The organism is Ancylobacter sp. 3268, from assembly GCF_031456575.1.
Taxonomy (GTDB): domain Bacteria; phylum Pseudomonadota; class Alphaproteobacteria; order Rhizobiales; family Xanthobacteraceae; genus Ancylobacter.
Genome location: NZ_JAVDUX010000022.1, coordinates 54928 through 78140, shown reverse-complemented (window position 1 = coordinate 78140; position 23213 = coordinate 54928). Strand labels below are relative to the sequence as shown.

17 protein-coding genes and 1 pseudogene are annotated in these 23213 nt (G+C 63.5%); 5 read left to right on the top strand and 13 right to left on the bottom strand.

The annotated features are described in order from the left end of the window. Positions 1-919 (top strand): annotated as a pseudogene (locus tag J2X65_RS24220) (hypothetical protein); the annotation flags it as partial. On the opposite strand, the gene J2X65_RS24215 reads toward J2X65_RS24220, so the two are convergent. The 8 genes from J2X65_RS24215 to J2X65_RS24175 form a co-directional block, all read right to left on the bottom strand. Continuing rightward, a complete protein-coding gene (locus J2X65_RS24215) occupies positions 834-2504 on the bottom strand; it encodes a hypothetical protein (RefSeq protein WP_310207134.1) in 1671 nt (556 codons plus the stop codon). The pseudogene J2X65_RS24220 and the gene J2X65_RS24215 sit on opposite strands and share 86 nt — an antisense overlap. Positions 2505-2926: 422 nt before the next feature. After that, positions 2927-6628, bottom strand: a complete 3702-nt coding sequence (locus tag J2X65_RS24210) for a DEAD/DEAH box helicase (protein ID WP_310207131.1) — start codon at positions 6626-6628, stop codon at positions 2927-2929. Next, positions 6628-7575 (bottom strand): aminotransferase, encoded by a 948-nt coding sequence (locus tag J2X65_RS24205; protein ID WP_310207128.1) that lies wholly within the window; start codon positions 7573-7575, stop codon positions 6628-6630. The genes J2X65_RS24210 and J2X65_RS24205 overlap by 1 nt, the downstream gene beginning before the upstream one ends. 230 nt (positions 7576-7805) lie before the next feature. Next, entirely contained in the window at positions 7806-8507 is a 702-nt protein-coding gene (locus tag J2X65_RS24200; RefSeq protein WP_310207125.1) for an RES family NAD+ phosphorylase, read from the bottom strand. Next, a complete protein-coding gene (locus J2X65_RS24195; RefSeq protein WP_310207123.1) occupies positions 8500-9186 on the bottom strand; it encodes a hypothetical protein in 687 nt (228 codons plus the stop codon). Before J2X65_RS24195 ends, J2X65_RS24200 begins: the two co-directional genes overlap by 8 nt. A 495-nt stretch (positions 9187-9681) precedes the next feature. Then, the gene (locus tag J2X65_RS24185) at positions 9682-11190 is read right to left on the bottom strand and encodes a tripartite tricarboxylate transporter permease (RefSeq protein ID WP_310207120.1); all 1509 of its coding nucleotides are present in this window, start codon (positions 11188-11190) and stop codon (positions 9682-9684) included. A 7-nt stretch (positions 11191-11197) separates the two neighbouring features. After that, a complete protein-coding gene (locus tag J2X65_RS24180; RefSeq protein ID WP_310207116.1) occupies positions 11198-11677 on the bottom strand; it encodes a tripartite tricarboxylate transporter TctB family protein in 480 nt (159 codons plus the stop codon). A 69-nt stretch (positions 11678-11746) separates the two neighbouring features. Continuing rightward, positions 11747-12718, bottom strand: coding sequence for a tripartite tricarboxylate transporter substrate-binding protein (locus J2X65_RS24175; RefSeq protein WP_310207113.1), 972 nt, complete (start codon positions 12716-12718; stop codon positions 11747-11749). A gap of 227 nt (positions 12719-12945) precedes the next feature. On the opposite strand from J2X65_RS24175, the gene J2X65_RS24170 reads away from it, so the two are divergent. From J2X65_RS24170 to J2X65_RS24155, 4 genes are all read left to right on the top strand, one after another. Further along, the gene (locus tag J2X65_RS24170) at positions 12946-13620 is read left to right on the top strand and encodes a response regulator transcription factor (protein ID WP_310207110.1); all 675 of its coding nucleotides are present in this window, start codon (positions 12946-12948) and stop codon (positions 13618-13620) included. Beyond that, entirely contained in the window at positions 13607-14995 is a 1389-nt protein-coding gene (locus J2X65_RS24165; RefSeq protein WP_310207107.1) for a sensor histidine kinase, read from the top strand. Before J2X65_RS24170 ends, J2X65_RS24165 begins: the two co-directional genes overlap by 14 nt. Continuing rightward, positions 14992-16074, top strand: coding sequence for an ABC transporter substrate-binding protein (locus J2X65_RS24160; RefSeq protein ID WP_310207104.1), 1083 nt, complete (start codon positions 14992-14994; stop codon positions 16072-16074). The genes J2X65_RS24165 and J2X65_RS24160 overlap by 4 nt, the downstream gene beginning before the upstream one ends. A gap of 490 nt (positions 16075-16564) precedes the next feature. Continuing rightward, positions 16565-17320 (top strand): SDR family NAD(P)-dependent oxidoreductase, encoded by a 756-nt coding sequence (locus J2X65_RS24155; protein WP_310207102.1) that lies wholly within the window; start codon positions 16565-16567, stop codon positions 17318-17320. Between the two features lie 118 nt (positions 17321-17438). Here J2X65_RS24155 and J2X65_RS24150 read toward each other — a convergent pair whose 3' ends face one another. The 5 genes from J2X65_RS24150 to J2X65_RS24130 form a co-directional block, all read right to left on the bottom strand. Continuing rightward, a complete protein-coding gene (locus J2X65_RS24150) occupies positions 17439-18614 on the bottom strand; it encodes a lactonase family protein (protein ID WP_310207100.1) in 1176 nt (391 codons plus the stop codon). Positions 18615-18686: 72 nt separating this feature from the next. Next, positions 18687-19826 (bottom strand): hypothetical protein, encoded by a 1140-nt coding sequence (locus J2X65_RS24145; protein WP_310207098.1) that lies wholly within the window; start codon positions 19824-19826, stop codon positions 18687-18689. A gap of 34 nt (positions 19827-19860) precedes the next feature. Continuing rightward, positions 19861-20640: a TIM barrel protein gene (locus tag J2X65_RS24140; protein WP_310207095.1), complete on the bottom strand. Its 780-nt coding sequence runs from the start codon at positions 20638-20640 to the stop codon at positions 19861-19863. Positions 20641-20650: 10 nt separating this feature from the next. After that, positions 20651-21706 carry an Ldh family oxidoreductase gene (locus J2X65_RS24135; protein WP_310207091.1) on the bottom strand — a complete coding sequence of 352 codons (1056 nt, stop codon included), beginning with the start codon at positions 21704-21706 and terminating at the stop codon, positions 20651-20653. Positions 21707-21714: 8 nt separating this feature from the next. Beyond that, positions 21715-23211, bottom strand: coding sequence for a tripartite tricarboxylate transporter permease (locus J2X65_RS24130; RefSeq protein WP_310207089.1), 1497 nt, complete (start codon positions 23209-23211; stop codon positions 21715-21717). Between the last annotated feature and the right edge of the window lie 2 nt (positions 23212-23213).

Genomic DNA, 23213 nt, shown 5'->3' with positions numbered 1-23213 from the left:
CCCGGAGGTGACGCGCAAGGGCATCGAGATGATTAGTGACATGCGTACCGACGCCCTGCACGAGGCGCTGTCCCGTGCCCCGATCGAGGACGACACACTGATGGCGCTGATGGTGCTCGCCTTCGCCGGGCAGAACGTGCGCGTCGACTCCGGCGCCAGCGGGGAGTTCCGCTGGGGGCATCGCTTCGGGCGTCATGCGGCGGGGCTGTTCGATCAGGAGGGCAAGCTCGCCTTCGACAGCGATATGCTGCGCGTCGCGGTGCGCAGTGTGCTGATCGATGTTCTCTCGTGCCGGGAGAATGCGACGAAGTCGGGCATCCTCGCCCTCGTCGCCGGCGACGTCGTCGGTGCGGATGGCTTCCTGCCCAATATGGGCACGGAGGAGTTCCTGTCCTGCCTGTCGCGTCCGGCGCTGGAGGCCGCCTGCAAGGACACGCCGGTCCTGCCGCGCCAGCGCGTCAAGGACACCCGCGCCGCGCTCGTCGAGCACTTCAGGGAGGGGCACTTCGTCCACGCCTCGGCGCTGTTCGCACCGGATGCCGTCGCCTTGAACGCCGTCAGCCCGGGTCGCGAACCCGCTGATATGATCGGCATGGCGATGGGTCGCCACCAGCACATCCAGCCCGTCCGCGTCGTTCTCGGTGCATTTCCCGGCGATGTCCCGGGCGATATCGAGCATATGGCTCGATGTGGCGTCCTCGGGGAGCCCTGTGGTGCCGAAATCGAACAGCATGTGCCGGCGCTGGCCATCGTCATAGTCGTAGCGCAGCAGGAAGCAGTCGCCGAAGCCGACCTGATAGGCAAAGACCGTCGCGCGGATCGGCTGGGGCATGTCACCCTCCCATCCGTTCAAGGTGGATCATCCCGAACTGCAGTCGGTCCGCCTGCCCGGGTCCCAGGAGCAGGCCGGCATCCATGAGATACTGTGCCCGCGCGCGCTGGCGCTCGCCATCGAAGACCGGATTGCTGATGTGGTATTTGACTTGGCCATACTGGTCGAGGATTACCACGCCCCCGCCATGGGCCGTGAGCCGATCGGTGGTCGCCATGCCCTCGGGCAGCTCGGCGCCCAGCACCGACTTGAACTCGGCCCCGAAGAGGTCCACCCGCTGGACATATTGGCAAACCGTCTCGTGTAGGGCGAGCCCGTCCGGGCCGATGCGGCTCGCCATGTCGATCGAAACCACCTCGGTGTAGGCGCGATGATTGACGCCGAGCGCTTCGCGATTCTCCCACAGAAAGCGGAAGAACTCATCGCGGTTGCGCATCATCGCCGCGAAATTGGAGCGCGCGTAGATAAGCCGGGCACAATCGGAAAAGCGCAGCCAGCAGCCTTCCTCATCGCAGCCTTTGGCCGGCGTCTTGATGCCGTAGTCGGCAAAATGGTTCCTGAGCGTGCCACGATAGTTACGGTCATCCTCGGGTACGAGCTCGCGGTCGGCGGTCAGAAGCGCGGCGAGAAACTGCCTGAAATCGATATCCGTTGGCGGGCAGTAGTCGAGCGCGCGGATCGCCATGTTGAGCAGATGCCCGGCGACCTTGACCCCTTCCTCGACCACAGCGTCGAGATTGTAGCGGTCGCCCTCGAACGTGCCGAGATTGACGATGCGCTCGCTCCAGAGCTCGATGAAACAGCGCATCATGGCTGCGACGATCACCTCGCCGCGATCATGCTCATCGTTGCTCCGGCGCAGGCGCTTGCCCTCGGTGGGCGTGACTTCGACCGAGCGCCGCAACGCACCGCGGGCGTCCTCTCCGAGACGGTTCGGCGTTAGCGCCTCGCCGACTTGGCGCGCGATCCCCAGCAGGATCGACTTACGCATCGCCTTCGGCTCCAGCTTGGCGGCATCGACCAGCCGGATTGTCCGCTCGCCCTTGACCAGCGCTCCGTCTTCACCGATGGCGGCTGCTACCACAGACTCCAGCGAAAAAATCGACAGCAGCGCCACGATATCGGCAAAGCCCTCGTGAAACGCCGATTGATCCGGCCCAGACGGCTCCGTGAAGCGCGAGCGGAGCCCGTCAAGCAAAGCGTGGGTGGTCTCATGGGCAACAATGTCGTGGCTGAGACACGTGAAGATCGGCTGTCCGTCCTCCCCATAAAAGTAGCCGAACAGTAGCGCGCGGTCCGGCTCGGAATAGAAGGCGTTGGCCTGCGCGAAAGCATGGGGGGCGATGTGGAGCTGGTGGCCGCCACTGCTCCAGCTGACCCGGCGCCCCAGGGCCCGCTCAAATGCGCCAAGTGTCCGCATGGCGATGGCGTAGCAGTTCTGTGCATGGAAATTGGGGTCACCGATCAGGCGCGTCTGGTAAGCCGGGTCCTCCGGCGTCTCGCCGGGCCCGCAACCGAAGGGATCGAGCAGCGCGCCTGCTTCGTCCTGATAGTCCTGCCGGTCGAGATAGGCGCGTTGTTCTGTGGCATTGTAATCCACCACTTTGATGCGATAGCCTGTCGGGCCCTTGGCAAGAATCTCCGCCGGCACCTTGACGCTTGTGAAGGCCATTGGGCCATCCGCGCCACCCAGCCGAAGGCCGGGATCTTTGGCAAGGATCGTCAGCTTGCGTGTCGGTGGAGGTTCCCACAGCGCCGCCCCTCTTGGCGAGTTTTCGCCTCTAACGAATACACCTAATTACTGTAGTCGATGGCAGGAAAGCCTAGCACCCTATTATCGAGGCACGCATCTCATAAAAATACAATTTAAATTGGTCTAGAAAGTCAAGGGAAATGATATTCCGCGTAGGGACTGAATCCTGCCCGCTCTTAAGTGTCGAAACACACTGCTCACGCATCATCTCTAAAAATGCCAGTCTTGGACGGCATCGCCGAGTGAATGGAGATATTTACCTCCAAAATCGAATGGCCCCCTGAGCTTCGAACAACTCTTAATCAACCTGGATAAAACAGCTTGGCGCCTACAAACATCTTTTAGTAAGACCGGGTTACTTCAACAGCCGGCGCTGTAGTAACCTTGAAATCGTGTCGCTCAGGACGCGCGGTGAGGAGTGCCGCAGAGTAGGGCGATCGGGCCACGGAATATCCGGCCGCATCGATCCATTCGACGCCACCTTCGTGGACGATCGGCCGAACGTCATAGGATCCTCGTCGTCCGTCCGTTGTCGTAAGCTGTGCGGCGCTTCCCCTTACAATCTCGTCTGCTCCTCGCTGCGCCACGAGAGATCTCTGCCACGCGAGGAACAGCTGCGGGTCAATTAGTGTCTCGGCATTGCGATCATACCCTCCTTGGGCAAGCCAGGCTTCGAACGCAGGCCGTCGAGCTGCTGCCTCTTCGCGCGTCTGAGCCAAGCCCTGCGCCAGGCCGAACGCAACGAAGGGATCGAGCGTTCCCCAACGCAGAAGCTCGCGCAACCAGAATCCGACCCAGGGCAACCCGCTGGTGGCGCGCCAAGTCTCCAAGGTCGGCGTCTGCAAGACACCGGCATTCGTTCCCCATGCCTGGGCCACCGCAGCACCTGCTGCGACCCCGAGTCTGAACTCAATATTGTCCGCAACGAACCGTTGCCAGGAACGCAAGTGTTCGGGATCGGGAGCGACTGCGCCGGGCGACAGCATCCACCAGCCCATGATCCCGCGCCAATTGGCGAGCAAGACCTGATCACCTGCGGTTGCCCGCACGCGGAAGCCGACTCCAGGTTCCGCGCGGATCCGTTCCCCGAGCCGGGCGAGCAATGCGAAGCGCTGCTCGCTCGTCCAGATACCGTACTCGACCGCCGCTTGCAGTTCCGCGATCAACTGGGGTGCCACGAGCTCGAAGCGGCGGCCAATATAGGGCGTGAAACCATATTGATAGAGCCGTCTTCGCTGTTGCGCGTCCGGATAGAGCCGCTCGACCAAGGCTCGTCCGCGTTTCACGAAGCTTCGTTCGAGCCAGGCCTCCGCGGCGGCGGCAACGCGCGCGAATGTGCGTTGCCATAGATCGCGGAGAAATGCCTCGGCTCTTGCGCCATCAACAGCTGCTGGATCGGCGCGTGCAAGTTCCTCGGTAGCCGAGAGCAGGAACCCGTCCAGTTCATCCAGGCTGTCGCCCAGCAGATCAGCGGGAGTGCGGGATGCAACACCAAGATTGGCGCCGGCATTTTCGGGCAGCGTTGCCTCCAGCCAGGCGAGAAATTGGTCTTCGTTCTGCAGCCCGAACAGCAAAGCGGCCTTTTGCCAAATTGAGCGCAGCAAGACGACGAGCGGGCTATGAAGGCCGGCGCCCGCGTCATCGGCCAGAAGTCGGCCGAGCAAATTGTTGTAGTCATCCGTTGCTCGTCGGATCTGTCGCAACTGTTCAGCGCGCTGGCTCGGCGCGGTGCTCGAAACCGCTTCCGGGAGTGTCACCAGCGTTATTCCTTCGATCGACTCGGCCGCGCCAGGTCGACCCGCGCGCCCGGCCAGGTTTCGGAACTCGGCCGTCGGCATCGGCACGACGATGGGCTGTCCGGCCTGCGCATCGAAGCTGCGCCGCTCAAGGCTTGTCACGAAGATGATGTCAAATGGCAGATTCACTCCCTCTGTCAGCGTCGCCGTGGCGAGCGTCACCGGACAGATTCTGCGATCGATAAGATCAGTCATCAGTCGGCGCAGGCGCTGGGGCATTTGGCCATGGCTCGTTGCGATGCCGCGGTCGAGCAGTCGCACCTCGAAGGACTGTGCACCACAATAGTCGATGCAGGTTGCGCGCGCCTCCTGAAGCCGTGCCAATCCATCCGCGTCGGCCGGACGCACGAATGGCGGTACATTCTGCCAGCCGGGCAGATCAAAGGCCTCTGCGTAACGTTTCATCAAGCGCTCTGGCGACTGGGCGACCGAAATCAGCACGCGCCTGTTGCCCTCGAGAAGATGAAGTGCTGTCCACAAGACATATAATTCGTTGTAGTGCGGCAGGCTGTTGCGGATGGGCGCGGCAGGAAGCGGCATGGCAGGGATGCGCAGCGGCAAGTAGACCGGCGCTTCTCGACCTCGGACATAGAGCGTCTGACCGTTCATGATGTCGAGCACGGCTTCTGGTGCGCGCCGGCGGTCGACCCGCAGACCACCGATCAACTGGCGGCTGCTGCGATAACTCAGGCCAACTGGCGCCGCATCTCCGCGGCCTTCTATCCATCGAGCAACGGGTAGCGCCGCGCCGCCCGCGACGGCAGTCAGGGCGATCCGCGCCATCTGCGGTTTGATCGCCAACAGACGCGAGACCATGGCTTCGAGCCTCATGGCTCGACTGCTATGTGCTGCGAGCGCTTCCTGCGCGTTGACGTCGCCTTCGCTGACGACCTGATGCGCCTCGTCGATGATGAGTAGCCGCAACCGCCGGACCAGCAGATGGCCGACATAGCGCATCAAGGCTTCAGCCTTCTCGACGGTCGCGATCAGTACCACCGGGCGGTCCGCGGTAAGCCAATAGTCGGTGACGCCCCAATCAGCGCCGCCATATAGCCCAGTTATGATCAAGTCGTTGCCGAGCTCGGCTGTTAGCTTTGCTTCCACCTCGTTCGCAAGGGCCCGCGAGGGCACGAGATAGAGCGCAAGCGGTGCCTCTCCAGGCCGGGCGTCGACCAAAAGCAGCTCCTTCACCAACGCCAGATTGGCAACAAGCGTCTTGCCTGAGCCTGTTGGGGTGCACAGAGCAAAGCTGTCGCTCGCGATGAGGCGCTCAAGGCCCTGGACCTGCGACGTCCACAGCACTCCCCGACCCCGCGCGAACTGCTGTCTCGCGAATCTCCACATGCGCGCTTGGAAGTTTGGCGCATTCGCTGCGAGCCGCGCGACGCGGCCGTGGATGCTGTTGGCGGCGAAACGCTTCGCGGTCGCCTCGATTAGGTTGATCAAGACCCATAGCTCGTCGCTGGAGAGGCGGGTTGCCAATCCACCCAGGCCAGACAACTTGGCAATCGCCTGTCCGAGCCGAAGTTCATTGCCCCGTCGTAGGCTATCGCCGATCAGACCGACGGCACGCACGAGCTCGACCACCACATACCAGCCGACCTTGCTCGCGACGCGCGCAGGGCCGCGCCCATCATCATCGGCTGTGCCATCGATGACATCGGGATAATCATCGGCAGGATCGTCGCTCTCGACATCCGCAGCGTCGTCTTCTGCCAAAAGGGCCGCCGAGCCCTCGCGGCCGGTGAGGCCGGCATTGTCTCTCCAAAATGTGGCGGTCCGATCGAGTAGCCGGTCGAAGTCGGTACTCAAAAAGGCGGCGAAAATCTCCGCGACGCCACCGCCATAGCCTCCCTGGCGCAGCAGGCTTGTTGCCATCGCCGGTAGGCCGGCCAATTGATAGGCGCCGGCAGCAAGCAAGCCGACCGGCACATCGCGGGTGACTGGATCCGACGACCGCGCCAGCCATTCGAGCAGCTCGGCCGCGCGACGATAGCAGTCGAGCGATTCCGGCGACCCTTCTCCATCAATCTCCCGAAGGATTCCGGCGGCGTGCAAAAGCCGCCGTGCATCCTCGAACTGCTCATGGGATTCTCTCGGGCCCCAGGCGATCGGCGGAACCTGCCAAGATGTCTGGAGGCTTCGGACGAACAGCCGTGCCTGCGCGGGTGTCAGTTCATTCTCGGTCGCTCGACTGACGCGAAGATTCATCGCCAGCGCGCGACGCTGCTCGTCGAGACGGGCCATCAGCGATTATCCCACAGTGATCGATACAGTTGCTCAATAAGCCCCACGCCACCCTCAACCACCAGCTCGATGACCTGAAGCGGCCGTCCCGCGGTATATTCTGGAGGTGGCGCCGCCACGGGCAGGTAGGTATCGCCCACGGCCCGCCGTGCCGACCGGTTGCCGGCGACGAACACCAGATCGGTTCGTGGGAGCGGGACAGCGCCGATCAGCAGCGCTCGATCGAGCGAGACGATTGCCTCTGCGAATTCTTCGCGAGCCTTTTCGCACAATAGCCGGTGCATCTGCTCAAGGCCTTGCGGTGCCGGGAATCCACGGTTCATCTCGTTCCACACGCCGTCATTGCTTCGGACCCTGGCTCCCGCGGGGCCGGTCCAACTACCCAGCATCATGTCGTTCATAGCGCTTGGGGTAAGTGCCGCGCGCCACTTGGCCTCTCCGGCAATGAATCGCACAACCTCCCGGCTGACCGGATCGATTCCGAGCGCGATAAAGTCATTGCCGTGCCGGCCCGACACCTCCCGAACTCGTGCAGGATCGCGCGCGAGATCGAAAATGTAGGCTTCAACCTCGGCGTGATAGCGGAACAGGAAGATCGGGATCGACCATTGATGGCCGCCGACGAACTGATACGCCTGCGTCATCAGGCCGGCCATCACTTCTCCGAACAACCCTTTCTTCGCTGTGGCTGGAAGACAATTGGGATATTGCGCATTGCCACCCGGTCCGTCTGCATCGGGATGCAGGTCGATACGGGCGGCACGGTGGAACACTTCTCGTGCGTCGAGGTGCGCGGATTCGAAATAGGGCCGAAGCTCTTCAACGACGGCATTGTCATTTGGGGCCATCTGCTCGAACAGCAGATGCCCGTAGCTGCCGTTGACCCGTGCGGCTCCACGAAGCCAGCGATTGAGAAGAGGCGCCGGCGGCGCGCAATTATGAAGCATTTGATCCCCGACCTCGCCAGACCACGATCTCCGCGATGGCCGATACCATGTCGCCTATCATGATACGCCATCCTGCACCACTATCTTACCGCCTGGCCGCACAGGAATACGCAGGAGTTTCCGCTGTTAGAGTCCTGTCCGACTAGAGGGCAAACAGATCGATTCCTCTATGTATATGCAAGTCGTTGTGTAGACATCGACCTGCCGTTGCTCTCGTGAGCGCATCCGCATCAGGGTTTGCCAGGAACAACCTTTACTCCGATGCGGTCCGCGAGGGAGATCAGGTCCGTATAGACGCCGGGCGTGCCGAGAACGTCGAGCGACGGTGTCACGACGACGAGCGCACCGGCCGGAAGCCGGTTGCCGAACAGGATGATCGCGAGCGCACGATCATCCTGCCTCGAAACCCAGCACAAGCCGTGGATATCAGGGCGAGCGGCATAGAATGCCTCGGCCCAAGGTCGGGTTTGCGGGTAGCGGTCCTTCTCGGTGTCGATAAGCTCGGTGCGCCGAATGCCGAATCTGCGAAGCGCCGTGGCACTCAGGTCGGCGAGGACGAGATCTTGTTGCGGCTCCAGCCGCGAATAGGTCTGACCCGTGAGCTTGCCCTTGTCGTAGGTCTTGAGGCCTGATGTGAAAGGTACATCGTGGAAAACGGTCTCCATGGCCGCGCAATCGAACGTCGTGCCGCCATAGAGCGTTGGAATTGCGGCGCCGGCGCTGTCGACGATCGGGCTGAAGCGCGCGTTGCCCTTGAGGCCCGGGTTAAACTGATCGCCGACATAGGCGTCCAGGTGCATGCGATGAATGATCTGGCCCTTGGGCCAGATCGTCGTCGAGGTCTTTGCTCCCAAGTCCGCCGGAGGAGGGGGCGTTACGTTGCCGGGGGCCTTTGTCTTTGCATGCTTCGGCTTGGCCGGCGACTTAGCCATGCGCCGCGCCTTGCAATTCATCTTCGGCCGCTGCGATCACGCGTTCAGGCTGCTCCGCCAGTAGATCCTGCGGACGCTTGCCGCCAAGGAAGCTGTTGTCGGAGGCGAACCAGTAGGCGAGCCCCCAATCGTCCTTGCTTCCGCTGAAGACCTTGAGCACGGCGGCAAGAGGCTTGAACGGGCGATAGCCAGTGTTCGGATCCAGCGCGTAGCCAGGAAAATAATCGATCCCCCGATGCCGAACCGCAAAGATGAGGCCATCCCTCTTCCACTTGTTCGGCTGGGCACTGGGATTGTTGGTGCTGAAGCCGGCCATCTCAGCGGTCTGGGCCGCTGTCAGCCAATCACCGCTCTCCAGCACAGCCTTGCGCGCCTCCGCCGTCATCCGCGCCTCGAGCAGCATATGCTGGGGCGGAGGGACCTGGGGTACCAACAGTTCGAGGATCGACTGCATCGCCTCAGTCTGGCGTCGTGCGAGAATGGCACCGACAAGCGGTGCGATGCTTTCGAACGTCTCGGCGAGCGCGCGAACGGCCGGCTCACTACCTTGCTCGAGGGTCAAAGCTATGACCTGTTTAGGCTTGCCGCCGAGATGGTCGAGACGATGCCGGACCTGCTCCGGCGTGCCGGTCATCGTCGCGAAGCCGGCGAGCGCAACAGTTGCATCGGGGGCAGTCATGGCCGCGTTCCCTTCATCGATTATTACGATTATCCATATAAAGAGATAATCGAGATAATCAAGATGGAATCGTTACCGCTGCCAGGGGACGGGCGGAAATGGGGCATCCTGCGCGTCGCGGGGGGCGTCGCAATGCTGAGATTTCTTTGCTGGCAGATAGCTGGCTCACCTGTCGCGAGTTGCGTCGTCAACCGTGAATTCTGCCGGCGACAGCCCATTAAGCTCCCGTCGCGGACGTCGCATCCATATTGCAGCCCGAGGGGGTCTGTGTAGCGGCTGTCGGCAAGGGCCTCCAATTCGCTAACAGCCCTCTGCTTGCCCTGAGGCCGCATTCCGCCCCTGAGAGGGACGCAGGTTCGAGTCCCTCCACCTCATTTGTATGTGCATTGCAGATGCCTCTCGCACGGTCCCGGACGGTGAAATAGTCGCGTGCTTGTGGAGTCCTCAGCGTTATGGCGATGTCCTCGGCCGCCTTCGGCGTCAAGGCCGAACTTCCTATTCGACCATGCCCGGTGATCTGCCGCGGCGAGACCAGCGCTGCAGCGCCCACGGCCCCACCGCTACGAAGAGGGCCAGCACCCACAGAATGAGCGAGATGTAGCTCTGGAACAGGATGCTGAGCTCACCGCCGCTGATGGCGAGTGCGTTGCGCAGGTTCACTTCCATCACCTTGCCGAGCACAAAGCCGAGGATGATCGGCGCCATGTCGAAGCCAAGCTTGCGAAGCACCCAGCCAAGGCAGCCGATACCGAGCATGAGAATGATCGATTCCACGCTGGCATGGGTCGAATAGACGCCTACCACCGAGAGCACGAGGATGCCGGGAACGAGGATCCAGTTCGGCAGCAGCAGCAGGCGCGAGAAGATGCCGACGAACGGGATGTTGAGCAGCAGCAGCAGCACGTTGCCGATATAGAGCGAGGCGATGAGGCCGCCGACGATCTCCGGGCGCTCGGCGAAGAGCTGGGGCCCCGGCTGGATGTTGTAGAGCATCAGCGCGCCGAGCATCACCGCCGTGGTGCCGCTGCCGGGCACGCCCAGCGTCAGCATCGGCACGAAAGCACCGGCCGCGCAGGAATTGTTCGCCGCTTCCGGCGATGCAAGCCCGCGCATGTCGCCCTTGCCGAAGGTGCCCTCGCTGTCCGACATCCGCTTCTCCAGCGTATAGGACACGGCGCTGGCCACCGAGGCGCCGGTGCCGGGAAGCACGCCGACGACGAAGCCGATGATCGAGCCGCGCAGGGTCGCGCCGGTCGTGAAAACGATGTCCTTCCACCGCACGAAGGTGCGACCGACCTTGCCGATGACAGCGGCGCCCATGGCGTGGCTCTCCAGCATCAGCATGGCTTCTGAGATCGAGAACAGGCCGATCACCAGCACCACGAAGTCGATGCCGTCGCCAAGCTCCGGGCTGTCGAAGGTGAAGCGATAGGCGCCCGACGTCGGGTCGAGGCCGACGGTCGCCAGCATCAGGCCGAGCACACACCCGATCAACGTCTTCACCGGCTGGCTGCCGACCATCGAGCCCAGCGTGGCGAAGGCGAACACCATCAGCACGAAATATTCCGCCGGCCCGAAGCCGATGGCGAGGCTGGCGAGGAACGGTGCGAACAGCGTCAGACCGACCACGCCGATGATGCCGCCGACGAAGGAGGACAGGCCGCTGATCATCAGCGCCTCGCCCGCCCGGCCCTGACGGGCCAGCGGGTTGCCGTCCAGCGCCGTCATCACGGCGCCGGCGTCGCCGGGAACATTGAGCAGGATCGAGGAGATGCGCCCGCCATATTCCGAGCCGGAATAGATCGCCGCGAGCAGGATCATCGTGCTCTCCGGCGGCAGGCCGAGCGTGTAGGCGATCGGCAGCAGCAGCGCGATGCCGTTGATCGGGCCGATGGCCGGGAGCGCGCCGATGATCGTGCCGAGGAAGCAGCCGATAATGCCGATGAGCAGGTTCTGCCAGCTGAGCGCGACGGCGAACCCGGTCCAGAGATAATCGAAATTCATGATTGTCCTAGCCCCGGCGCGATGTGGCGAAGAGTTCGCCAACCGGCAGATAGACCTCCAGCAGGTAGCCGAAGATGACGTACCAAACCGCAGCCTGGAGGAATCCGCCGATGAGGGAGGTCTTCCACGAGGCGCCGAAGATGCGGGCGATCCCCGTCGTCATGACGAACATCGCGCCGGCGAAGCCGATCGGCTCGAACAGCAGCGCGGCGATGAGCACGAGCGCGGGAAGCGCGATGCAGCGCATCAGCACCGTGCCCTGCGGCCAAGCTTCGCCCTCGCCCGGCACGAAGAGGTAGATCAGCGACAGCAGCCCCAGGATCGCCGCGAGCATCACCGGGAACACCTGTGGCCCCAGCGGATCCGACGAGAAGGAGAATTCGATCACGCTGCCGGCGTAGCCATACAGCAGGCTGAACAGCAGCAGGATGATCGCGGCGATCCGATTGCTCAGCCTGTCCCGAGCAGCATGTCGATGGGCGTCCATGGGGCGTTTCCTGACGAGCGAACCCGAGCGGCCCCGCGCGAAGCGAGGCCGCGGGTCCTGTCTGTGGGATCAGAGGCCGGCTTCCTTGGCGAGCGTCTTGAAGCGCTGCACGTCGCCCTTCACCTTGGCGTCGAAATCGGCGCCGATGAGCGTGTAGGGGAACAGGCCGCGAGCCGCGAGCTCGGCCTTGAATTCGGGCGTCTCGACCAGCTTCTTGAAGGTGTCCACCCACGCGGCATAATCCGCGTCGCTGACCTTGGCGCCGGTGTAGTAGCCGCGCCAGATCACCCAGTCGAAATCATAGCCCTGCTCGCGGGCGGTCGGGATATTGGCGAGATCGCCGGTGAGACGCTCGGGCGACATGACGGCGAGGATGCGGACCTTGCCGGCCAGATGGTGCTTCACCATTTCCGAGGCATCGCCAGCGCCAATCTTGATGTGGCCGCCTTCCAGCGAGGTCAGCACGGCGCCGCCGCCTTCAAGCGCCACATAGCGCATCTTCTTGGGGTCCTGCCCCGCGCCCTTGGCGATGAGGGCGGCCTTCATCCAGTCCTGGCTGCCGACGGCACCGCCGCCGCCGATCGGAAACTGGCCCGGATTGGCGGCATACGCGTCCGAGAGCTCCTTAAGCGTCTTGTAGGGCGAGTCGGCGCCGACGACGATGACACCGTAATCCGCGCCCAGCGCCCCGATCCAGCGTACGGCGTTTTCGTCGTAGCTGCCGAACTTGCCCTGAGCCAGCAACAGCGCCGAACCCGTCGAAGCCGCGACGATCAGGCTGGGATCGGCGGCTCTCTTGCCCACGACGTGGTTATAGGCGATGGCACCGACACCACCTTCCATATAGGTGACGACCATCGGCGTTTCGATCAGCTTGGCGGCCAGCAGCGAGTTGGCGGCGAGGCGGCAGGTCACGTCGAAGCCGCCGCCGGGCTTGGCGCCCGCAAGGCATTCGGTCTTCTGCGGGAGCGCGAAAGCGCCGCCGGTGAGCATGGCGCTGACCACGCCGACCAAAGCGAATTTCTTGAAAATGGCGTTCATAGGCTTGTCCCTCCGGGAATTCCTTGCAGCATCGCGCCTGCGCCACGGTTCGGCGCAGATGGATAGACGTGCGGAGCTGAGCGGCAGCTGCCCTATAAGGGCGGGTTTCTGCCGGGCGTTTCTCCATCTGTTTCCGCACCGTCTGCGCAGTGCTTGAGGATGCTTTGCTAGAGGGCATTCCTGTCATACAGCTGTCTTTGCGGCAGGCGCACAGCCTCGGGAGCCCGATGAGAATTCTGCTGGTCGAAGACACGAAGGATGTCGGCGAAGCGATCGTCGGTCGCCTCAGCCGGATCGGCCACGCCGTCGACTGGGAACTGGACGGCACCGCCGGCATGGAGGTGCTGGGCGCCACGAGCTATGACCTCGTCATTCTCGACGTTATGCTGCCCGGCATGGATGGCTTCAGCATCCTCTCGCGCTTGCGGGCGCGGGGATCGACCACGCCGGTGCTGATCCTCACCGCTCGCTCGCGCGTCGAGGACCGCGTGGACGCGCTCGACATCGGGGCCGACGACTATCTGGTGAAGCCGTTCGACTTCCGCGAGCTCGAAGCCCGCGTTCGCGCGCTCATGCGCCGCAACAGCGGCGAGGCAACCAATGTGCTGCGTTGTGGCGATATCAGCATAGACCGCCTGACGCGGATGGTGCGGGTAGGCGACTGCGAGGTGCATCTCAAGCGGCGCGAGCTCACGCTGCTCGAAATCCTGTCCTCCCGACCCGGGCGCGTTTTCGGCAAGGACGAACTGCTCGACCGCATGTTCGGTCATGACGAAGCCCCGGCGCCGAATGCGGTCGAGCTTTATATCGGCCGCCTGCGCCGCAAGATCGACGGTGCGCGGGCCCAGATCGTCACCGTGCGGGGCTTCGGCTATCAGATGGTGATCGATGGACCGGCGTGAGCCTTCACTGTTCATCCGCCTGTTCGCGCTCATGTCCCTGGTGCTGGCGTTCGGCGCGGCGGTGCTGATGACCGCCGCGTGGTACTCGGCCCGCCAGGCGGCCGACCAGGCCTATGACCGGCTGCTGCTCGGCGCCGCCTATCAGATCGCGGATGCGATCCAGATCCAGGACGGCCAACCCGAGATCGAGCTTCCCGTCTCCGCCTTCGAATTGTTGGCCCTGTCGGACCGCGACCGCATCTTCTATCGCGTGCTGGATCCCGCCGGGCACACGATGACCGGCTACGAGAGACTCGACGATCCGGCTGCGGAGACCGCGACGCCGGTGAGAGCGATCGTCGAGAACGCGGAATTCGACGGCGAGAACGTACGGGTGGCGCGCGTAGTGCGGCGCTTCGACGACCCCCAGATGCGAGGCGATGCTATTGTGATCGTGGCTCAGACCATCGAGGCGCGCCGGGCTCTGGCACGCGAACTCACGCTCCGTTCCTTCATTCTCGTAGGTGCGATGGGAGCCATCGCCATTGGCGGGACGATCTTCGCGGTGCGCCGGGCGCTTGCTCCCATCGGCCGGCTGGAAACCGCGATCCGCCAGCGCGACCCGCTGGACCTCACGCTTGTCGACGTCTCCACACCGCGGGAGCTCGCGCCCTTCGTCGCCGAGATCAACGGCTTCATCAAGCGGTTGCGGGGCCGCGTCGAGCTGATGCAGCAGTTCATCGCCGATGCCGCGCACCAGCTGCGCACGCCGCTCGCCGCGCTCGAAGCTCAGACTGACCTGCTCTCGAATGACGACGTGTCTCCATCGACCGTCAAACATCTCGATCGCGTGCGGGCGCGGACGCGGCAATTGTCCCGTCTCACCAACCAGTTGCTGAGCCACGCCATGGTGGCACATCGCGAGCGGGCGGTTGCGAATTCTCAGGTCGACCTCACCGAGCTGACACGGCGGGCGCTCGACGAGGCGATACCCGATACGCTCGAGCGCGACATCCTCGTCACCCTGCACGCGCCGCCGGAACCGCTGATCGTCAGCGGCGACCCGGTCAATCTCGCGGAGGCGGTCAAGAACATCCTCGATAATGCCGTTCGTCATGGCGCGCCGGCGCGGATCACCGTGCGCCTTCTGAAGAAATCGAACCGCGCGGTGATCGAGGTGGAGGATGACGGGCCCGGTATTCCCCCTGAACAGTGGCCGCGAGTGGTCCAGCGCTTTGGTGCCCCCTCGTCGGACGGCAAGGGATCGGGACTCGGGCTTTCCATCGCGGCGGAAGTACTGGAGGCGCATGGCGGCGCCCTGTTCTTCATCGAAAAGGGCAGCTTCGGCTTCGTCGTGGTGATGTCGCTGGCGGACGAAGAACGGAAGGTCGCATGACAGGTTTTGCCACACGACTCGGCTTCGCGCTTGCGCTCATGTTTGCCGCGATCACCGGCGCGCCGGCCCAGACTATGACACGGTTTCCGGCGATCACCACGCAGGTCGACACCCTGTCGATTCACGCCGCGACGGACCTCTATGCCCTCGAACCGCTGATCCGGGACTTTCAGCAGCTCTCGCCCGGCACCATGGTCGAAATCGTCGAGTACGTGACCAACGACCTGTTCTCGACCGCTGGCGGAGCCTGTGACGATGGCGGCGCGCTCGGCGACGTCTTCCTGTCCTCATCGGTCGACCAGTTGGTGAAGCTCGCCAATGATGGCTGTGCGCAGCGTATCGAGGGCGCTGACCTTGCGCGCGCTCCGCGTTGGGCGAATTGGCGCGACGAGGTCTTCGGCTTCACTTTCGAACCGATCGTCATGGTCTATAACCGTGACGGCATGTCCGAAGCCGAGGTGCCGCGCACACATCTGGAACTCGCGGAACTGCTGCGCCGCGATGCTGATCGCTATCGCGGACGGGTCGGCACCTATGACGTGCGGCTTTCCGGCATCGGCTATCTGCTGGCGTTCAACGACGCCCGGCAGACCACAACGACCTATGGCCGCCTGCTGGAAAGCCTTGGCCGCGCGCAGGTGGTCGTTCGCTGCTGCACGTCGCAGATTCTCGACGAGGTCGCGGCCGGCCGGCTGCTGATCGGCTACAACCTGCTGGGCTCCTACGCCTATGAGCGCGTGCGGCGCGGCCAGCCGATCGGGATCGTCATGCCGGCGGACTACACGCTCGTGCTCAGCCGGGGTGCCATGGTGCCGATCCGCGCGCCGAACCCAGGTCTCGCAACCCGCTTCGTCAATTATCTGCTGTCGGAGCGTGGCCAGTCCGTGGGGCGCAGCCAGTCCTTCTTCTTCGGGCTGGACGGCTCAGCGCCAGCGGGGATCGAAGGGCCGGATGTCGTGACTTCGGGTATAGCGCGCCCGATCGTGGTGGGGCCGACGCTATTAGCGGTACAGGACGCGGCTCGCCGGAAGCGATTCCTCGAAGACTGGTCTCAATCGGTGATTCAGACCGCACCTTAGGCGTTTATGGAGATGTAGGATTAGGTCACAACGTGTTCTTGTCGTCCGCTTTTCGGTGTATTTATTTGGGCTTGAACGTCCGGCCCGGACATGTGCAGCCGTCGGAACACGAGCCGCGTGAGCGCCGCTTTCCCGGCCCACCATCCAAAAACTGCCGTTCCGCTTTCCCCCTCCAAAGCCGAACGTCCGCTATCGGACGACTATCCAATTCCTGCTCTTGGCGCTGAACTGCCGGAAGCCCTCAGCCATCTCGGAGGATTCGCCCAGGTCCCTCATTCGCCGGGGCTTGACGCTTCCGTTCGGCCGGTCTACCCGTCCACGTGCAGGCGTTTCGCGCGCCTGCCGTAGGCGTTACCGTCATCCAACGCGTCCCCGTCGAGAGGATTCCAGCTGGGAGGTCTCGATGCGAGAGACGCTGGAGATGACGGGCTGCCTGAATAGCTGAACCCGTCTCCGGCCTCTCCTTGATCGAAAACGAGAGGCACCCACCATGAAGACGACCGGCAATACCATTCTCATCACGGGCGGCACCAGCGGCATCGGCCGCGCGCTCGCAGAGGCCCTGCACGACCGCACCAACACGGTCATCGTCACGGGACGCCGGCAGGCGCTCCTGGACGAGATCACGGCGGCGCGGCCCCGCATGGTCGGGCTGCCGCTCGACCTCGACGATCCAGCCTCGCTGGCGCGGCTTGTGGCCCTTGTCAGCGAGCGTTTCCCAACCCTGAACGTGCTGGTGGCGAATGCAGGTATTTCAAGGACCGAGGACATGACCGCGCCGGGCTGGGACGGCACGAACGCCGAGGCGATCGTCGCCACCAACATCCTCGGCGTGCTGCATGTCACCGCCGCCTTCCTGCCCCTGCTGAAGCAGCGGAAGAATGCGACGATCATGGCGACGAGTTCGGCCCTCGCCTTCGTGCCGCGCGCCGACTTTCCGACCTATTGCGCGAGCAAGGCGTTTCTGCACTCCTGGCTCACCTCGCTGCGGCACCAACTGCGCACGATCCCGATCGAGGTGCTCGAACTGTCACCGCCATATGTCCAGACGGAACTGACCGGCGCGCAGCAAGCCTCCGATCCGCGGGCGATGGCGCTCAATGAATATGTGGTCCAGGTGATGGATCTGCTCGACCGGGGTGATCACTTTCGGGGCGAGCTCCTGCTGGAGCGCGACAAACCGCGGCGCTGGGCCGAGAGGGATGGTTCCTTCGACAGCGTTTTCGCGGCGCTGAACCCCGGCTGACGCATCGCTGTCAGACGGCGCCGGAACCCGTTCCGAGATTCGGCGCCATCGGGGTGGGTTCGGTCGGGCTGCACTGCTGCGTCGATGGCCACGAGACACAAGCCTCCTCAAACGCGCTCTAAGAAAACAGGATGCAGACGGGACTTCCCGTATTTATTATCTGCCCTGTCTTGGTGAGCTTTCCAGAAGGCTCGTCGACGCGAAGCTCAACGATCGTGTCTGTGAGCTCATTCGCCACGTAAAGGCGGGCTCCAGATGGATCCAATGCCATGAATCGCGGCCCGCGCCCGCCAGAGGATTCCCATCCTGCAAGTGACAACAGTCCCGTGTCTTGGTCCACGGCATAGATGGCAATACTGTCGTGGCCTCGGTTGGAGGCCCAGAGGGTGCGGCCTGAAGGCGCGATCTGGATAGCAGCTGCTCGGTTGTTTCCGACATAAGACGACGGCGTCGATGGCAGAATCTGCACCGGCTCGAGCGCACCGCGCTCGCCGTCCCATCGATATGTCGCCACAGTGGAGTCAAGCTCATTAACGACATAAGCGAAGGGTTTGGTTGGATGAAAAGCAATATGTCGCGGACCTGCCCCTTCGCGCGTTTTGATCGAAGGTGGGTTGTTTGGCAGAAGCGTTCCAGTGTCGGCGTCCAAACGATAAATGAAGATCAGGTCCAAGCCTTTGTCCGGCACGACGATGAAGCGTCGGCCGGGATCGAATGGGACATGGTGCGGGTGCGACGCGGATTGTTCCACCTTATGGGGACCGGTTGAACCCGTAAGCTCTGTCAGAGTGGTAAGAGGCCCCAGCGCTCCATCAGCTCCGATGGGCAGAACCGCCAACGTACCCGTCGCGTAGTTCGCTACTGTGAGAAACCGATTGGAATTGTCTACCGTGAGATGAACCGGGTTTTTTCCCTGCGTGGATTGCCGATTGATGAAGCTCAGTTGGCCGGTGTCCGCATCGATCTTAAAGGCGCTAACTTCACTGAAGTCGCCGTGGACAGTGTAAAGAAACTGCTTTCGCCGATCGATTGTCAGGAACGATGGATTCACGAGCTCGCGAAACAGCTGTACCTGCCGCCATTCGCCGGAACTGGAGTCAATCTCATAGACGCCAATGCCCTCCCCACGCGCGTTCCGCTCCTTGGTTGTTCGACAGCCCACATAGGCATAGCCCCTCCTTGCCTCCGTCTGCGCCGCCGCGGGCTGCGAGATGCTTCCGGCAGTAGCCGCGGCGGCAAGGCTTACGACTGTCATGAGCACGTGACGTCGATTGAGGTCCGTATTCGCAGACATTCCGTCCTCCCCGTATAAGTCAGCCATGTTCTTTACTGGAAATCGAGGTTTCTGTTCTGTAACGACGGGTCACTAGTCCAGAGGTACCTTCAAAATCTGCTCAAGCTCGGCTTTGACGGCTCTGGTTCGAGCAATAGACTCGTCAATCGCCGCAGCCGTACGTTTCGCCCCGCGTTCGCCGACGAAGAAGAAGTGGTTTCCGCCGACCGCGATCGAAAGCCGGTCGTCGAGGTCTCGCGTCAACGCGACAAGCTTCTTCCAACGCTCGTCCCCGAGCTCGCCGAGCTTGATCTTGTTGCCGGCGATATAGCGATTGATGACCGTGTTGACATTGTAGATCGTCCAGTTGGCCCGATCGGCGAGAGCGTGCCGCGCATCGGCAACGTCCTCATCCTCGAAGACGGTCACGAGCGGGTAGGCGTCGAAATTGAAGGCGCCATAATCCGTCGCCTGGGCCATGTGATCGAGTTGGAATTTTCCCTCGCGATAGACCTCTCCATAGCCTTGGAGATTGACCGACATGTCTCCGACATACTCGGTACGGAAAATCTCCTCTGGAATGATTGCTCGGCCGCCATTGTCCTTCGCATTGTCGGCCAATTGCTTCAGCCAGCCCGCGTAAAGGGCGGTGCGCGATGCATATCCGGAGGGCGCCATGTCGAGACGGGTCGTATAGGAGATCAGGCCGGGAATGCCCGGAGTGGCGGCAAACGAGATCGTCGTCTCGACGTCGAGGCCCGCGTCCCGCGCTGCGGCGTAGCTCGGTTGGACCGCCTTGCCGCCCATGCTCCACAACGCGATCACGAGCTTGTCGGAGAGGCCGTTCTGTTGGATCTTCGCGCGGGCTATCTCGATCAGTTGCTTGCCCCAGTCGCGTGCCGTGAATTCCGGGCGCTTCTCGGCGAAGGCGGGCGTATCGATGGGGTAGGAGATAGCGAGGAAGCTATATCCTTGCTGTGCCAGCCAATAATCGAGAAAATCCTCGCGGCGCGCTCCCGGATGTCCGCCATAGGCAATACGCGCCATGTGGTGCGCGCCCGGCGAAAAAACCACGAGCGGCTTGGCCGGGTCGCCCTTCCTAAAATAGGCCACGGCGGGGAAGCCCGCGGCGGTGACCGCCTCTTCGCCAGTATAAAGTCTCGGCTGCGCTCCGGCGCTCGTGGCGATGGCCATGCATGCGCCCACGATCGCCCAACGAACGATCCTCATCATCCTCCCACTCCGTGATGTTCTTTGGTCTAGGGGCTCAGAATCGGGAGCGCCAACTCAGGCCCTCCCGCGTGTCGCCGGCCGGGATGTATTCCAGCCCGACCGAACCCGGATAGCCGACACGATCGAGAGCTTCAAAGAACCGGACGAAGTCAAACGTCCCTGTCCCAGGCTCGTGTCGCCCGGGATGATCGGCAATATGGATGTGCGCGATCGTCTCGGGATGCTGCTGAACGAAGGTGATGGCGTCGATACCGGCATTCGTCGCGTGAAAGGCGTCGAACAGCATCCGCAGGTTCGGGGCGCCGACGTCGGCGATTACGCCAAGCGCCTTCGCCGGATCATCGACGAGATAGCCGGAGATCGTGGCGACCCCAATCGGCTCGACGAGCAGCATCATGCCTCGCGCGGCGGCGGCATCGCATGCGAAGCGGAGATTGGTGATGTAGCACGCCCGGGCAGCATCGAAGGCCTCAGGCTCGGATACGACGCCCGACATGACATGCACGAAGCGGCTGCCGATCTCGTGCGCGTAATCGAGTCCGTTCTCGACGCTTTGCCGGAATTCCTGCTCCCTGCCGGGCAGGCAACCGATGCCTTTTTCTCCGCGCGCGGGATCGCCGGCCGGCAGCGCCATCTGGACGAATGACAGGCCATGCTGGTCGCACAGCTCGCGCACGCGGCTGGCAGCCAGCCCATAGGGGCCCGGATGCTCGACCTCTCGGAAGCCGGCCGCCGCAGCAGCCGCGAAGCGCCCCTCGAGAGGATGCTCGGTGAACATGTAACCAAGATGAGCGCTGTATCTGCGTGCTGTCACCGGACCATCCTCAATTGGCGAATGGAGATCGACATCCGCTCTCGTCGGCAAGACGCCCGAGACCGTTCATCGTGTCGGCCGGGAGGAGGATGCCGTGCGCCCGGTGCATCGCATCGTTCCGTGCTTCAAGTTCGCCGGGATAGACGATCTCGTCATACCCCTTTGCCAGCGGTACGGCTTTCAGTTCGGCGATCAACTGCTCCATGCGCTCGCCGAAGGCCTCCAACGACTGGAACGCCGCGATGTTGAGCGCGATGATGAAATGGCCGGTGCCGCCGCGCTTTTCCGCCTGATACGGGCCAGTGACGGCGGTGCCGAACGCACTGCCGCTGAGCACGCCGGAGAGCATGTCCATCATCACCGCGATGGCATAGCCCTTGTGCTCGGCCATCGGCAGGGTCACGCCTGCGAGCGCCTCCTCGGGGTCCGTTGTGGGTTCGCCCGCCGCGTTGATGGCCCACCCTTGCGGGATCGCCAGCTTCTTCTGGCGGGCGAGGTAGATCTTGCCGCGGGCCACCCCGGTATTGGCGATGTCGAGCACCATCGGGGCGTGCTGGCCAGCAGGGGCGGCCCAGGACCAGGGATTGGTGCCGACCGTCTTCACGCGTCCGCCCCACGGCGCCATGGCCGGGCTGGCATTGGTCGACAGGAAACCGACGCAGCCCTCTCGTGCCGCCTCCAGCGTGAAGTACATCGCCGTGCCGAAGTGATTTGAGTTGCGCAGGGCAACGGCGCCGACGCCGTGAAGTCTGGCGCGCCGGATCGCATCCTTCATGCCGAAAGCCGTGACGACCTGACCCATGGCGTCCCGGCCGTCGACGACGGCGACCGCGCCGGCATCGACGACAAGCTCCGGCCGGGCGTCGGTCTTCACCACCCCCGATTTCAGCCGCGCCACATACCATGGCAGCCGCATCACGCCGTGGGACTGGTGGCCCCAGAGATCAGCTTGAACCAAGGTGTCAGCGCAGAGTTCGGCGTCCGCCCGGTTCAGGCCGGCCGCCCCGTAGATCGCCGTCGAGAAGTCGAGAAGCTCGGCGGCCTTGATGGTGTGGGAATTGGGCATGGCAGGTCTCAAGCCGTGATGTGTTTCGCCCGGCGCCGGCGCAGCAGCACGGGCACGACGACGAGGAGAAGGGCGGTCAGCAGCAATCCCAGCGAGATCGGATGGGTGACGAAGACCGAGAGGTCGCCCTGGCTGATCGCCAGCGCCCGGCGGAACTGCTGCTCCGCCATCGGGCCGAGGATCAGGCCGACGATGCAGGGCGCGACGGGAATGTCGAGCACGCGCATGCCGAAGCCGATCAGCCCGATGACCCAGAGGATCACGAGGTCGACCAGATTGTTGTTGAGCGTGTAGGCGCCCATGGTCGCGAAGATCAGGATGCCGGCATAGAGCCAGGGACGCGGGATCGCGAGCAGTTTCACCCACACGCCGGCCATGGGCAGGTTGAGCACCAGCAGCAGGACGTTGCCGATATAGAGGCTGGCGATCAGGCCCCAGACGAGGCTTGAGTTGTTTTCGAACAGCAGGGGGCCGGGCTGAAGGCCATATTGCTGGAAGGCGGCGAGCATGATGGCGGCGGTGGCCGAGGTCGGCAGGCCGAGCGACAGCAGCGGCGCCAGCACGCCGGCGGCCGAAGCGTTGTTGGCCGCCTCGGGGCCGGCGACGGCCTCGATCGCGCCGTGGCCGAACTCTTCCGGGTGCTTGGAGAGCCGCTTTTCGGTCAGATAGGACAGGAAGGTCGGAATCTCGCTGCCGCCGGCAGGCAATGCCCCGATGGGAAAGCCGATCAGCGTGCCGCGCAGCCATGGCTTCCACGAGCGTGCCCAGTCCTCCCGGCTCATCCATTTGGAGCCCTTGAGATCGTACAACTCCTCAGGCTCGTAACGATGCCGCGCGGCGTTGTAGAGCGTCTCGCCGACCGCGAAGAGGCCGACCGCCACCACGACCACGTCAATGCCATCGAGCAGTTCGGGCACGCCGAGCGCGAAGCGCGCCTGCCCGGTTTGCAGGTCGATGCCCACGAGGCCGAGCGCGAGCCCGAAGAACAGGCTGGCGAGCCCACGCGGCAGGGAGTCGCCCAGCACCGCGGTGACGGTCGTCAACGCCAGCACCATGAGGGCGAAATATTCCGCGGGTCCGAAAGCGAGCGCGACGCGTACCATCAGCGGGGCGACGAAAGTCAGCGCGACCGTCGCGATGGTGCCGGCGACGAAGGACCCGATCGCCGCGGTCGCCAGCGCCTGCGCGCCGCGCCCCTTGCGCGCCATGGCATGGCCGTCGAGCGCCGTGACGATGGACGCGCTTTCGCCGGGCGTGTTCAGCAGGATCGAGGTGGTCGATCCGCCATACATCGCCCCGTAGAAAATGCCGGCGAACATGATGAAGGCGCTGGTGGGATCGAGATTGTAGGTGACGGGCAGCAGCAGCGCGACGGTAAGCGCCGGACCGATGCCGGGCAGGACGCCGATCGCGGTGCCGAGCGTCACGCCGATCGCCGACCACATGAGGTTGTAAGGCGTAAGCGCCACGGAGAAGCCGTGGAGCAGGGCGCTGAGCGTATCCATGA

Excerpts from the sequence above, each read along its gene's own strand:
- J2X65_RS24215 (WP_310207134.1), bottom strand. The coding sequence starts at position 2,504 with ATGGCCTTCACAAGCGTCAAGGTGCCGGCGGAGATTCTTGCCAAGGGC.
- J2X65_RS24210 (WP_310207131.1), bottom strand. The coding sequence starts at position 6,628 with ATGGCCCGTCTCGACGAGCAGCGTCGCGCGCTGGCGATGAATCTTCGC.
- J2X65_RS24205 (WP_310207128.1), bottom strand. The coding sequence starts at position 7,575 with ATGCTTCATAATTGCGCGCCGCCGGCGCCTCTTCTCAATCGCTGGCTT.
- J2X65_RS24200 (WP_310207125.1), bottom strand. The coding sequence starts at position 8,507 with ATGGCTAAGTCGCCGGCCAAGCCGAAGCATGCAAAGACAAAGGCCCCC.
- J2X65_RS24195 (WP_310207123.1), bottom strand. The coding sequence starts at position 9,186 with ATGACTGCCCCCGATGCAACTGTTGCGCTCGCCGGCTTCGCGACGATG.
- J2X65_RS24185 (WP_310207120.1), bottom strand. The coding sequence starts at position 11,190 with ATGAATTTCGATTATCTCTGGACCGGGTTCGCCGTCGCGCTCAGCTGG.
- J2X65_RS24180 (WP_310207116.1), bottom strand. The coding sequence starts at position 11,677 with ATGGACGCCCATCGACATGCTGCTCGGGACAGGCTGAGCAATCGGATC.
- J2X65_RS24175 (WP_310207113.1), bottom strand. The coding sequence starts at position 12,718 with ATGAACGCCATTTTCAAGAAATTCGCTTTGGTCGGCGTGGTCAGCGCC.
- J2X65_RS24170 (WP_310207110.1), top strand. The coding sequence starts at position 12,946 with ATGAGAATTCTGCTGGTCGAAGACACGAAGGATGTCGGCGAAGCGATC.
- J2X65_RS24165 (WP_310207107.1), top strand. The coding sequence starts at position 13,607 with ATGGACCGGCGTGAGCCTTCACTGTTCATCCGCCTGTTCGCGCTCATG.
- J2X65_RS24160 (WP_310207104.1), top strand. The coding sequence starts at position 14,992 with ATGACAGGTTTTGCCACACGACTCGGCTTCGCGCTTGCGCTCATGTTT.
- J2X65_RS24155 (WP_310207102.1), top strand. The coding sequence starts at position 16,565 with ATGAAGACGACCGGCAATACCATTCTCATCACGGGCGGCACCAGCGGC.
- J2X65_RS24150 (WP_310207100.1), bottom strand. The coding sequence starts at position 18,614 with ATGTCTGCGAATACGGACCTCAATCGACGTCACGTGCTCATGACAGTC.
- J2X65_RS24145 (WP_310207098.1), bottom strand. The coding sequence starts at position 19,826 with ATGATGAGGATCGTTCGTTGGGCGATCGTGGGCGCATGCATGGCCATC.
- J2X65_RS24135 (WP_310207091.1), bottom strand. The coding sequence starts at position 21,706 with ATGCCCAATTCCCACACCATCAAGGCCGCCGAGCTTCTCGACTTCTCG.
- J2X65_RS24130 (WP_310207089.1), bottom strand. The coding sequence starts at position 23,211 with ATGGATACGCTCAGCGCCCTGCTCCACGGCTTCTCCGTGGCGCTTACG.